Annotated in this window: 10 protein-coding genes; 3 read left to right on the forward strand and 7 right to left on the reverse strand. The window is 53.8% G+C overall.

From position 1 onward, the window contains the following. Window positions 1-22 precede the first annotated feature (22 nt). A complete protein-coding gene (locus AAYN39_RS19690) occupies window positions 23-265 on the forward strand; it encodes a type II toxin-antitoxin system RelB/DinJ family antitoxin (protein ID WP_000212724.1) in 243 nt (80 codons plus the stop codon). Next, the gene (locus tag AAYN39_RS19695; protein WP_000220578.1) at window positions 255-539 is read left to right on the forward strand and encodes a type II toxin-antitoxin system RelE/ParE family toxin; all 285 of its coding nucleotides are present in this window, start codon (window positions 255-257) and stop codon (window positions 537-539) included. Before AAYN39_RS19690 ends, AAYN39_RS19695 begins: the two co-directional genes overlap by 11 nt. 3 nt (window positions 540-542) lie before the next feature. On the opposite strand, the gene nrdG is transcribed toward AAYN39_RS19695, so the two are convergent. The 5 genes from nrdG to treR form a co-directional block, all read right to left on the reverse strand. Next, entirely contained in the window at window positions 543-1007 is a 465-nt protein-coding gene (gene nrdG, locus AAYN39_RS19700; protein ID WP_001268860.1) for an anaerobic ribonucleoside-triphosphate reductase-activating protein, read from the reverse strand. Window positions 1008-1127: 120 nt separating this feature from the next. Further along, on the reverse strand, window positions 1128-3266 hold the full coding sequence (nrdD, locus tag AAYN39_RS19705) for an anaerobic ribonucleoside-triphosphate reductase (RefSeq protein ID WP_000187820.1): 2139 nt from the start codon (window positions 3264-3266) through the stop codon (window positions 1128-1130). Window positions 3267-3674: 408 nt separating this feature from the next. Beyond that, entirely contained in the window at window positions 3675-5327 is a 1653-nt protein-coding gene (gene treC / locus AAYN39_RS19710) for an alpha,alpha-phosphotrehalase (RefSeq protein WP_000155051.1), read from the reverse strand. A gap of 49 nt (window positions 5328-5376) precedes the next feature. Beyond that, a complete protein-coding gene (gene treB / locus AAYN39_RS19715; protein ID WP_000048823.1) occupies window positions 5377-6795 on the reverse strand; it encodes a PTS trehalose transporter subunit IIBC in 1419 nt (472 codons plus the stop codon). A 137-nt stretch (window positions 6796-6932) separates the two neighbouring features. Beyond that, complete coding sequence (gene treR / locus AAYN39_RS19720) at window positions 6933-7880, reverse strand: trehalose operon repressor TreR (RefSeq protein ID WP_001181306.1); 948 nt, start codon at window positions 7878-7880, stop codon at window positions 6933-6935. Between the two features lie 383 nt (window positions 7881-8263). Between treR and mgtA the strand changes: the two genes are divergently transcribed. Beyond that, complete coding sequence (gene mgtA / locus AAYN39_RS19725; protein WP_001775586.1) at window positions 8264-10972, forward strand: magnesium-translocating P-type ATPase; 2709 nt, start codon at window positions 8264-8266, stop codon at window positions 10970-10972. 115 nt (window positions 10973-11087) lie between these two features. Here mgtA and AAYN39_RS19730 read toward each other — a convergent pair whose 3' ends face one another. After that, window positions 11088-11534 carry a transposase gene (locus tag AAYN39_RS19730; protein WP_000251083.1) on the reverse strand — a complete coding sequence of 149 codons (447 nt, stop codon included), beginning with the start codon at window positions 11532-11534 and terminating at the stop codon, window positions 11088-11090. A 74-nt stretch (window positions 11535-11608) separates the two neighbouring features. Continuing rightward, on the reverse strand, window positions 11609-11995 hold the full coding sequence (ridA, locus tag AAYN39_RS19735) for a 2-iminobutanoate/2-iminopropanoate deaminase (RefSeq protein WP_000047544.1): 387 nt from the start codon (window positions 11993-11995) through the stop codon (window positions 11609-11611). Between the last annotated feature and the right edge of the window lie 56 nt (window positions 11996-12051).

Genomic DNA, 12051 nt, shown 5'->3' on the forward strand with positions numbered 1-12051 from the left:
ATTCGATTCTCCTGGAGGCATAATGGCCACGCTGAACGTCCGTCTGGATGACAAACTCAAAAATGAGGCTTATGCCGTGCTGGAAAAACTGAACATTACTCCAACGGAAGCCGTGCGATTACTGTTCCAGTACGTCGCGGAAACGGGGCGCATGCCAGTGAAAACCGTCACTCTTAGCGACAGTGAAGATGCACTGATTCAGACAGTTCGGGAGAGGCTGTCTAGTCCGCAAAAGGGAATCAAGGTTAGTCTGGATGACTTATGAACTGGAATTCGACCCGAGGGCCTTAAAAGAGTGGCATAAGCTGGGCGATACGGTGAAGGCTCAGCTTAAGAAAAAGTTGGCTGATGTGCTATTGAACCCCAGAATCGACTCTGCCCGTTTAAACGGTCTTCCTGACTGCTATAAAATTAAGCTTAAATCGTCCGGTTATCGTCTGGTGTACCAGGTTCGGGATGACGTTGTGATTGTGTTTGTTGTTGCGGTCGGCAAGCGAGAACATTCAGCCGTCTATCACGATGCAAACAAACGGCTTTAGCGATCAACGCAAATGATGCACTACTTGGTTGCTGCTACCGCGCCAGATAAGCGCCGGGTCTTTCAGATCCTGCACAAATTTGCCATCGACCAGCACGTTGATGAGATTGACCACCTGCATCTGTGCGGCGTTGAGTTCATCGAGCCTGTAGCCGGTCCACACCCAGATATCTTTCCCCGGGCACTCCGCGTGGATGCGTTGTACCAGTGCCAGGATATCCGGTACGTTTTGCGGATGCAGCGGATCGCCGCCCGACAGCGAGATCCCCTGACGGTGAATGCGCGTGTCGTTCAGATCGGCAATGATCTTATCTTCCATCTCTTTGGTAAACGGCTGGCCGGAATTGAGCCGCCAGGTGCTTTTGTTATAGCAGCCAGGGCATTCATGCACGCACCCTGACACAAACAGGGTGCAGCGGGTACCGGGGCCGTTAACGATGTCGACGGGATAGTATTGATGGTAGCGCATAGCGGGTGTCCAGAAAGCATGTAGGCCGGATAAGGTGCTTGCACCGCATCCGGCAACATTGTGATGCCTGATGACGACGCGATTGCGTCTTATCAGGCCTACGGTCTTTGCAAACGGAAATTAACCTATCTGCCCGTTGCCTAAATGCTTCACGCGGCGCTTCACTTCTTCCTGCTTACCGGCGTTAAACGGACGCGCGTCCGGGCTGCCTAAATAACCGCACACGCGACGGGTAACCGAGACGCGCGCGGCGTCGTGGTTGCCGCATTTCGGGCAGGTGAAACCTTTACTGGTACATTCGAACTCGCCGGTAAAGCCGCACTCGTAGCATTCATCGATCGGCGTGTTGGTGCCGTAATACGGTACATGCTGATAGCTGTAATCCCAGACATCTTCCAGCGCTTTCAGGTTGTGCTGAATGTTCGGGTATTCGCCGTAGCAAATGAAACCCCCGTTCGCCAGCGGCGGATACGGCGCTTCGAAACTGATTTTGTCGTACGGGTTGACCTTCTTCTCCACGTCGAGGTGGAAGCTGTTGGTGTAGTAACCTTTATCGGTTACGCCCGGCACCACGCCGAACTCGGCGGTATCCAGACGGCAGAAGCGGTCACAGAGGTTTTCACTTGGCGTGCTGTACAGACTAAAGCCGTAGCCGGTCTCGTCTTTCCACTGATCCACGGCCTGGCGCAGACGCTCCACAATCGCGATGCCTTTAGCGCGAAGTTGCTCGCTGTCGTACAGGTGTTCGCCGCCGAACAGCGCGTTAATGGTTTCATGGATACCAATGTAGCCCAGAGAGATGGACGCACGACCATTTTTAAAGATTTCAGACACGTCGTCGTCCGCTTTCAGCCGCACGCCGCAGGCGCCTTCCATATACAGGATAGGCGCGACACGGGCTTTCACGCCTTCAAGGCGGGCGATACGGGTCATCAGCGCCTTCCGCGCCAGCGCCAGACGTTCATCCAGCAGTTTCCAGAATGCGGTTTCGTCGCCTTTTGCTTCCAGCGCGATGCGCGGCAGGTTAAGGCTAATCACGCCCAAGTTGTTACGCCCGTCGTGGATCTGCTCGCCGTTTTCGTTCTCCCACACGCCGAGGAAACTGCGGCAGCCCATTGGCGTTTTGAACGAACCGGTGACTTTGACCACCTGATCGTAGTTGAGAATGTCCGGATACATGCGCTTGCTCGCGCACTCCAGCGCCAGTTGTTTAATGTCGTAGTTCGGATCGCCAAACTTGTGGTTCAAACCATCGCGGATAGCGAAGACCAGTTTTGGGAACACGGCGGTTTTGCGATTTTTACCCAGACCGGCGATACGGTTACGCAAAATAGACGCCTGGATCAGACGCGACTCCCAACTGGTGCCGAGGCCAAAACCAAAGGTCACGAAAGGCGTCTGGCCGTTAGCGGTGTGCAGCGTGTTAACTTCGTATTCCAGCGACTGGAAGGCGTCGTAGCACTCTTTTTCGGTGCGAGAACGCGCATACCCTTCGGCATCCGGGATCTGCCACTCATCGGCGGTTTTGCGGTGCTTGTTATAGCTTTCGGTGACAAACGGCGCCAGCACTTCGTCGATACGGTTAATGGTGGTGCCGCCATAAATATGGCTGGCGACCTGCGCGATAATCTGCGCGGTAACGGCAGTGGCGGTAGAGATAGATTTTGGCGGTTCGATCTCGGCGTTACCCATCTTAAAGCCCTGGGTCAACATGCCTTTCAGGTCGATCAACATACAGTTGAACATCGGGAAGAACGGCGAATAGTCGAGATCGTGATAGTGGATATCGCCGCGCTCATGCGCTTGTACTACGTCACGCGGCAACAGGTGCTGGCGGGCATAGTGTTTGGCGACAATCCCGGCCAGCAAATCGCGCTGGGTGGGAATGACTTTACTGTCTTTGTTGGCGTTTTCATTGAGCAACGCGGAGTTAGTTTGCTCTACCAGGCCGCGAATTTCCTGGTTCAGACGACCACGCTTTTCACGCTGAATGTCACGATCGTGACGGTATTCGATGTAGGCGCGGGCAAGCTGTTTGTACGGGCCGGACATCAGTTGGTTTTCAACCGCAGTTTGGATCTCGTTAATATCCACCTGACTGCGTGCGTTCATTTGGCTGCTAACGACTTCTGCGACGGTGGCACAGTAATCTGCGTCATCGACTCCCGCTGCTTTAGCTGCACGTAGAATGGCTTCCTTAATGCGCTCTGATTTGAATGGCACTTTACAGCCATCTCGTTTCATCACATGCGGTGTCATGATCACTCCATATTTGTAAGAACAGGTTATCCACAGAGGCCGGGGAAGCCATAACAGGTTTATTCATCTCTTTTCCAATGACTTCCCGCAATCCTGACCCAGGTTATCCACAATTCACCTTGTGTCGAGTGAACAGGTGTTGTAGCAATTGTAGTCAATTAATACAACATATTGGGTCGGCGTGCATTTTAAAGTCTATATGTAGTGATTTGCATCAAGGATGTTTGCAATTTTATTGATGTAGAACAAGGTAAAAATCAGAGCGTACAGATGGCGGGCGCTGTAGCGTTTGTAAAAGATAGCAAGAAAAATCTGATTAATTATTCAACAAAAACAGACAGTAACCTGGAGCAACGCCACAGCCCGTGTCAATAGGTTTGTGGCGTTTATCCGTATAAGGACGTCGCGTTAGCGTTGTAACCACCAGATGGCTTCAAATGGGCGGAGCGTCATCGCGGCTGGCTGGCTGGCGACCTCGCCATAATTATGCAGTAGCGCCTGCCACTGTCCTTTGATATGCGGTGGATGCCACTCCTGACACTGGTCGCTCAGATTGGCGACAACCAGCAGGGTTTGCCCCTGCCACTGGCGACGATAACACCATACTGATGGGCTACCCGGGAGGAGATCCTGATAATCGCCCCAGATCATTACAGGCTGGGTTTTACGTAGCGCAATCAGCTTTTGATAGGTGTAAAACACCGAGTTTTCATCGCGTAATGCCGCCGCGACATTAACCTCCGTATAGTTATCGCACAGGCTTATCCACGGCTCGCCCTGGGTGAAACCGGCGTTTTTACCGTTGTCCCACTGCATCGGCGTGCGGCTGTTGTCGCGGGATTTACTGGCCAGGATAGCCAGTAGTTCGTCGGGGTCGCGTCCGGCGGCGCGTAGCGCGGCAAACATGTTATGGCTTTCCACGTCGCGATAATCGGTGATGCGGGTAAAGTGTGGGTTGGTCATGCCGATTTCTTCGCCCTGATAGATATAAGGCGTCCCTTGCATACCGTGCAGCGCCATCGCCAGCATTTTCGCGGCTGGAACCCGGTATTCACCCTCGTCGCCAAAGCGGGAAACGATGCGCGGCTGATCGTGATTACACCAGAATAACGCGTTCCAGGCGACGTTATGCATCCCCTGTTGCCATTGGCGGAACAACGCTTTCAGCGCCACATAATCAGGTTTTGCCAGCGTCCACTTTTCGCCATTGGGGTAATCCACCTTCAGATGATGAAAATTGAAGGTCATCGAGAGTTCGTCGCCGCTAAGCGCGGCATATTGCTGGCAGTTTTCCAGCGTGGTAGAGGACATTTCGCCTACCGTCATCAGATTACGCGGCGTAAAAACGTCACGGTTCATTTCGCGTAAAAACGTATGCGTGCGCGGTCCGTCGGTATAAAAGCGGCGTCCGTCGCCCGTCGGATCGTCAGGAAAATCCTGATCTTTGGCGATCAGGTTCACCACGTCCAGACGCAGGCCATCCACGCCGCGATCGGCCCAGAATTCGCAGACCTTTTTCAGCTCGGCGCGCACGGCGGGGTTTTCCCAGTTCAGGTCGGCCTGTTCAGGCGCGAAAAGGTGTAAATAATATTGTTCGCTCTGGCTATGCCAGCGCCAGGCGCTGCCGCCAAATTTGGATTGCCAGTTATTCGGGCAGACATCCGGCGTGCCGTCGCGCCAGATGTAAAACTGACGGTATGGGCTCTCTTTGTTCAGCGCTTCGCGAAACCAGGCGTGCTGGGTAGAAGTATGGTTAAACACCATATCCAGGATGATGCGAATGCCGCGTGCTTTCGCCTGCGCGACCAGCTCGTCAAAATCATCCAGCGTGCCGTAGGTCGGGTCGATAGCCGTATAATTTGCGACGTCATAACCGTTATCCACCTGTGGCGAGATATAAAACGGCGTGAGCCAGATGGCGTCCACGCCGAGTCGCTGTAGATAGTCAAGGCGCTGCGTGACGCCGCGTAAATCGCCGGTGCCGCTGCCGGTCGTGTCCTGAAAACTTTTCGGGTAGATCTGATAAATAACGCCGTTTTGCCACCAGAGGGGAATAGTCATTGTAGTTTCCTGCAAGTACGTTGGGACGCAACTGCGCCCCGAAGAAGAATTAGACAATTTGTAATGTGCCCTGACGATGCTTACGCTGATAGATAAAGGTGGTCAGAATCACCGGGATAACGATCGCGATAACCATCGCCATCGCAAACACCTGCCAGTAAGTCGGCTGGATAGAGAGAATGCCCGGCAGGCCGCCAACGCCGATGCCGTTTGCCATTACGCCATTCAGACCACAGAGCAGACCGGCAAGGCCAGAGCCGATCATCGCGCACAGCATCGGGAAGCGATATTTGATGTTGATGCTGTACATTGCCGGTTCGGCCACCCCCAGATAGGCGGAGATCGCCGCCGGAACGGAAATTTCACGTTCATTGTGTTTACGGCTGGAGATGATAATGCCCACCACGGCGGAGGCTTGCGCGATATTCGACAGCGCAATCAGCGGCCAGACTGGCGTACCGCCCATGCTCTGAACCATCTGCATATCGATAGCGAGCGTGGTCTGGTGGACGCCGGTAATGACCAACGGGGCATACAGGAAGCCGAACAGCGCCGCGCCTATCGGGGCGAAACTGCCGGTCATCAGATAACGTACCGCAAAGGCCACGCCGTCGCCGATCATGCGACCAAAGGGGCCGATAAAGGCGTGGGCGAGAAAGACGGCCAGTATCAACGAACACACCGGGACGACGACCAGGTAGAGATAATCCGGCACGATGCGTTTCAACCGCGTTTCAATAAATCCAAGCGCCAGTCCTGCCAGTAGCGCCGGGATAACCTGCGCCTGGTAGCCTATTTTCTCAATACTAAATACGCCGAAGTTCCAGACGTCCGGCGTTTGCTGGCCCAGCAGATACGCATTCATCAACTGCGGCGACACCAGCGTCACGCCGAGCACGATACCAAGAATCGGCGTGCCGCCCATTTTTTTCACCGCCGACCAGCAGATCCCCACCGGCAGATAGAAAAAGATCGCTTCGCCGATCAACCATAAAAAATCATAAAGCGTTTTTAGCGCCGGATGCATCTGCGCCAGTGTTTGACCGTGGCTCATCGGCACATCGCCGATCACGTTACGAAAGCCTAAGATCAAACCGCCGCTGATCAATGCCGGTAGTAGCGGAAAGAAGATCTCCGCGAAGTGGGAAATTAACTGCTCATGCCACTTCATGTTCTGGCGAGCGGCTTTTTTTGCCTGCTCTTTATCAGCATACGCTTTGCCGGTGGTCTCCAGCAGCGCGTTATAGTAATCGCCGACTTCGGTGCCGATCACCACCTGAAACTGCCCGGCGTTGGTGAAACAGCCTTTAACCATCGGCAATTGTTCGATCTCTTTTGGTCGGGCGTTCGCGGGCTGGTGGAGCACAAAGCGCAGGCGAGTAATGCAGTGGCTCACCGTGGCGATGTTGTCGCGCCCGCCAACCAGGTCAATCAGCCGGTCGATATCGGCTTGTTTTACTTTGCTCATCGTAAAGCCTCATGGCAGAGGAGGTAAGTTATGGGTTGGCGCAAGAGTAGCTCTTCAACGTTGGTTTAAAAATGGGAACGTTCCCGAAACGCGGCGACGATCACAAATTACGCATGGTATTCCGTTTAATCAGCCACTCAGGCGAGGGTAGAAGGAATGACGATCCGGCGCGGATCGCAGCGGCCATTGATCTGTTCGATCAGCTGCAAAGCCGCCTGCCGTCCGGCTTCAGCATAGCCAGGATCGACAGTGACGATCTCCGGATGCAGGAATTTTATCAGCGGCGTATTCCCGATGCTTGCCAGTTGCAGCGTCTCAATACGTTGCTCCTGTAAATACTTACTGGCGCCCAACGCCAGCGTATCGGTGGCGCAGACTAACGCGGTGGTATCCGGCATGATGACACTTGCCGTATGCTCATAGCCCTGCTTCATGGCAAGACCGGGAAGGGCGGCGACGGGATGAAGTTTATGTTTTTTGCAAAACGCCAGGTATGCGTCATGCCGACGTTTGCCGGTGGTAATATCGCTATGAGGAACGCCCAGAAAGCTAATGTTGCGGTGTCCCTGCTCATACAGCCGCTGCATAAGGATATGAATCGCGCCCTCGTCGTCGTAACAGACGGAGGCAAAACCTTGCGCATCTCTTGCCAGCAGCACCAGCGAGGCTTTCCAGGGGGCGATCAACTCTTCTGTGATGCCGGTAAAGCCAAACAGCACCACGCCATCAATGTTACGTCGCCTGAGCATGCCCAGATGTTCCATTACCAGCATCGGCGAGAACTGACTTTCCATCATAATAGGGTCGTAGCCCTGTTCATAAAACGCAGGCAGCATGGTCTGAACCGCGAGGTTTTCAGACAACGAATCAAGGCGAGTGACGATAATAGCGACCACTTTATCGCTTTGTCCCCGCATCGCACGGGCGGAGCGGGACGGAGAGAAACCGTGTTGATTCATCACCGCTTCGACACGCTCGCGGGTACGTTTGCTTACGCCGCTTTCATTGTTAAGCACGCGGGAAACGGTTGATTTCCCTACGCCGCTCAGGCGGGCAATGTCTTTGATAGTGAGCCGGTTTTGCATCCTGTTTTCCCGTGGCGTGACGCTGATGGTGATAAAAAGAGTAACTTTACTCAAGCGAAGGGCAATGGGCAAAGTCTGGTTTATCGTTGGTTTAATTACGTAACGGTATGATACCGCCATAATTGCCACAAAACTTATGGATTTATGCGTATAATCCGCGGCGCAAATTATTTACTTACCGGAGGCGACATGGACCCTGAACCCACCCCTCTCCCGCGATGGAGAATTTTCCTTTTCCGGTAAGCCTGCCTCTGCTGTCTTACCGGTGTGTAAGACAGTGACACAATAACGTCCCTGTTTTTATTTAAACATTGCTCATCGGGCAAGGCTTTGCCGCGCCTGAAGAATTTTCTGCGCCTGACTTCGGCGCGGAGGGATTACCTATGCTAAAAACCATTACCCGCCAGCTTTTTGCCCGGCTTAATCGTCATTTGCCTTATCGTCTGGTTCACCGCGATCCGCTGCCCGGCGCGCAGACCGCGGTAAACGCGACTATCCCGCCTTCGCTGAGCGAGCGCTGTCTGAAAATCGCGGCAATGGAGCAGGAGACGCTCTGGCGCGTTTTTGATACGCACCCGGAGGGATTAAACGCCGCCGAGGTGACGCGTGCGCGTGAAAAGCATGGCGAAAACCGCCTTCCGGCACAGAAACCCTCGCCGTGGTGGGTGCATCTGTGGGTATGTTATCGCAATCCTTTCAACATTTTACTCACGATTCTTGGCGGCATTTCTTATGCCACGGAGGATCTGTTTGCCGCAGGCGTTATCGCCCTGATGGTCGGTATCTCAACGCTGCTGAATTTTGTGCAGGAAGCGCGCTCGACGAAAGCGGCGGACGCGCTAAAAGCGATGGTGAGCAATACCGCTACCGTACTGCGGGTTATTAATGAAAATGGCGAAAACGCCTGGCTGGAATTACCCATCGATCAACTGGTGCCCGGCGATATTATTAAGCTGGCGGCGGGGGATATGATCCCGGCGGATTTACGGATTATCCAGGCGCGCGATCTGTTTGTCGCCCAGGCGTCGCTGACCGGCGAATCTCTGCCGGTCGAGAAAGTCGCCACGACGCGTGAGCCCCGGCAAAATAACCCGCTTGAGTGCGACACGCTGTGCTTTATGGGGACGAACGTCGTGAGCGGAACGGCGCAGGCCGTGGTGATGGCGACCGGCGCCGACACCTGGTTTGGTCAATTGGCGGGGCGCGTGTCGGAACAAGATAACGAGCAGAACGCTTTCCAGAAAGGAATTAGCCGCGTCAGTATGTTGCTGATCCGCTTTATGCTGGTCATGGCGCCGGTAGTACTGATTATTAATGGTTACACGAAAGGTGACTGGTGGGAAGCGGCGCTATTTGCGCTCTCGGTCGCGGTAGGACTCACCCCGGAAATGTTGCCGATGATCGTCACCTCTACCCTCGCGCGCGGGGCGGTGAAGCTCTCGAAACAGAAAGTTATCGTGAAGCACCTTGATGCGATTCAGAACTTCGGCGCGATGGATATTCTGTGCACCGATAAAACCGGCACATTGACGCAGGACAAAATTATGCTGGAAAATCATACAGATATTTCCGGTAAGCCCAGCGAGCATGTACTGCATTGCGCCTGGCTGAACAGCCATTATCAGACCGGTCTAAAAAATTTACTGGATACGGCGGTCCTGGAGGGAGTAGACGAAACCGCCGCGCGTCAGCTCTCCGGACGCTGGCAGAAAATCGATGAGATTCCGTTTGATTTTGAGCGTCGCCGGATGTCGGTGGTGGTCGCCGAAGATTCGAATGTGCATCAACTGGTCTGCAAAGGCGCGCTACAGGAGATCCTGAACGTGTGTACTCAGGTGCGCCACAACGGCGATATTGTGCCGCTGGACGACAATATGCTGCGCCGGGTGAAACGCGTTACCGACACGCTGAACCGTCAGGGGCTACGCGTGGTCGCCGTCGCGACCAAATACCTGCCTGCGCGTGAGGGCGATTACCAACGTATCGATGAGTCTGACCTCATTCTGGAAGGGTATATCGCTTTTCTCGATCCGCCGAAAGAGACCACCGCGCCGGCGTTGAAAGCGCTGAAGGCGAGCGGAATTACGGTGAAAATTCTCACCGGCGACAGCGAGCTGGTAGCGGCGAAAGTTTGCCATGAGGTTGGGCTGGATGCGGGCGATGTCGTTATTGGCAGTGATATTGAAGGATTAAGCGACGACGCGCTGGCGGCGCTGGCCGCCCGTACGACGTTGTTTGCGCGTCTGACGCCGATGCATAAAGAGCGCATCGTCACTTTGCTCAAACGCGAGGGGCATGTGGTCGGTTTTATGGGCGACGGGATTAACGATGCCCCGGCGTTGCGGGCAGCGGATATTGGTATCTCGGTAGATGGCGCGGTGGACATCGCCCGTGAGGCGGCCGATATTATCCTGCTGGAAAAGAGCCTGATGGTGCTGGAAGAAGGCGTCATTGAAGGTCGTCGTACTTTTTCTAATATGTTGAAATATATCAAGATGACGGCCAGCTCAAATTTCGGTAACGTGTTTAGCGTGCTGGTAGCGAGCGCTTTTTTGCCGTTCCTGCCAATGCTGCCGCTGCACTTGCTGATTCAAAACCTGCTGTACGATGTATCCCAGGTGGCGATTCCGTTTGATAATGTCGATGAAGAACAAATTCAAAAGCCGCAGCGCTGGAATCCGGCGGATTTGGGGCGCTTTATGGTCTTTTTCGGTCCGATCAGCTCGATTTTCGACATTTTGACCTTTTGTCTGATGTGGTGGGTATTTCATGCGAATACGCCAGAAACGCAAACCTTGTTCCAGTCCGGCTGGTTTGTGGTGGGATTACTATCGCAAACGCTGATTGTGCATATGATCCGTACCCGTCGTCTGCCGTTTATTCAAAGTCGCGCCGCCTGGCCGCTGATGGCGATGACGTTGTTGGTGATGGTCGTGGGAGTTTCGTTGCCGTTTTCGCCGCTGGCGTCTTACCTGCAGTTGCAGGCGCTGCCGTTAAGCTATTTCCCGTGGCTGATTGCTATTCTGGCGGGCTATATGACGTTAACCCAGTTAGTGAAAGGGTTTTACAGCCGACGTTATGGCTGGCAGTAAACACTTTCGTCGGGGATTCGCCAGCGTGCTTAATCCCCGATATCGCTAACCAAACCAGATGCCCGTAAAGCTCGACAAGTTTAACGCGATCGGCTTTATCTTTAAATTTCAGGGCTTATTCAAGCAACTGTAGAATGCTATATGCAGGCATAAAAAAGAGGAATGTCCAGCTAAGTTTGTAAAATACATTCTCTGCCCCCGAGCCAGAACGAGAGGAGGAGATGTCCCACCGCTGGATATGTTTTGCGGATATGCGACGAAAGCGGCGAATATAGCTAATGCAATAAACTAAGTAAGGAGGAATCGCTAAGGCGGCAGTGGGTTTAGGAAACATAAGGGTAAGCAATATGGCTGCGATAATGAAGCATAAAAAGACGATCTTCGCAGTAGATTCTATCTGTTTTAATTCCTGGCGTATGCTTTCAGCATGTTTCTCCTGCCAGCGACGGAGCGTGCTGTTGCTAAATCCATATTCTTCGCATAACGCCTTATTCGGCACGCCGTTTTTAGACTGTTGCAGAAAATCGGCGATTTGCTCCTCGGTAAAACGCGCTCTTACCATTGCCGCCTCTCCATGGCTGTTGGTGCCCCGAACCGGGCAAACTTGCGCCGCCCGGCGGGGATGACGTCCGGCGCTTAGCGACGAACAGCGATCGCTTCAATCTCAATTTTCACGTCTTTCGGCAGACGGGCAACTTCCACGCAGGAACGCGCCGGGAAGGTCGCGTTGTGCTCGGTGAAGAACGCTTCGTAGGTGGCGTTGACGGTCGCGAAATCGTTCAGGTCTTTCACGAAGACGGTCGTTTTCACAATGTCGCCTACTTTCAGGCCAGCGGCTTCCACGATAGCTTTAACGTTTTCCAGCGACTGACGTGCCTGAGCGGATACGTCTTCCGCTACGGCGCCGGTTTTCGGATCGACCGGAATCTGACCGGAAGTGATTACCATGCTACCCAGGTCTACGCCCTGTACGTAAGGGCCGATTGCTGCTGGTGCATTTTCCGTCGCAATAGTTTTGCTCATGATTTCTCCTGAATTACAGCGGTAATAGAATGTCCCCGCTCATTATAGGGAGCCGG

The organism is Salmonella sp. K21076 (assembly GCF_039650795.1).
Lineage (GTDB): Bacteria > Pseudomonadota > Gammaproteobacteria > Enterobacterales > Enterobacteriaceae > Salmonella > Salmonella enterica.

What these genes read in the sequence shown, in the direction of transcription:
- AAYN39_RS19690 (WP_000212724.1), top strand. Translation starts at nt 23, where the DNA reads ATGGCCACGCTGAACGTCCGTCTGGATGACAAACTCAAAAATGAGGCT.
- AAYN39_RS19695 (WP_000220578.1), top strand. Translation starts at nt 255, where the DNA reads ATGACTTATGAACTGGAATTCGACCCGAGGGCCTTAAAAGAGTGGCAT.
- nrdG (WP_001268860.1), bottom strand. Translation starts at nt 1,007, where the DNA reads ATGCGCTACCATCAATACTATCCCGTCGACATCGTTAACGGCCCCGGT.
- nrdD (WP_000187820.1), bottom strand. Translation starts at nt 3,266, where the DNA reads ATGACACCGCATGTGATGAAACGAGATGGCTGTAAAGTGCCATTCAAA.
- treC (WP_000155051.1), bottom strand. Translation starts at nt 5,327, where the DNA reads ATGACTATTCCCCTCTGGTGGCAAAACGGCGTTATTTATCAGATCTAC.
- treB (WP_000048823.1), bottom strand. Translation starts at nt 6,795, where the DNA reads ATGAGCAAAGTAAAACAAGCCGATATCGACCGGCTGATTGACCTGGTT.
- treR (WP_001181306.1), bottom strand. Translation starts at nt 7,880, where the DNA reads ATGCAAAACCGGCTCACTATCAAAGACATTGCCCGCCTGAGCGGCGTA.
- mgtA (WP_001775586.1), top strand. Translation starts at nt 8,264, where the DNA reads ATGCTAAAAACCATTACCCGCCAGCTTTTTGCCCGGCTTAATCGTCAT.
- AAYN39_RS19730 (WP_000251083.1), bottom strand. Translation starts at nt 11,534, where the DNA reads ATGGTAAGAGCGCGTTTTACCGAGGAGCAAATCGCCGATTTTCTGCAA.
- ridA (WP_000047544.1), bottom strand. Translation starts at nt 11,995, where the DNA reads ATGAGCAAAACTATTGCGACGGAAAATGCACCAGCAGCAATCGGCCCT.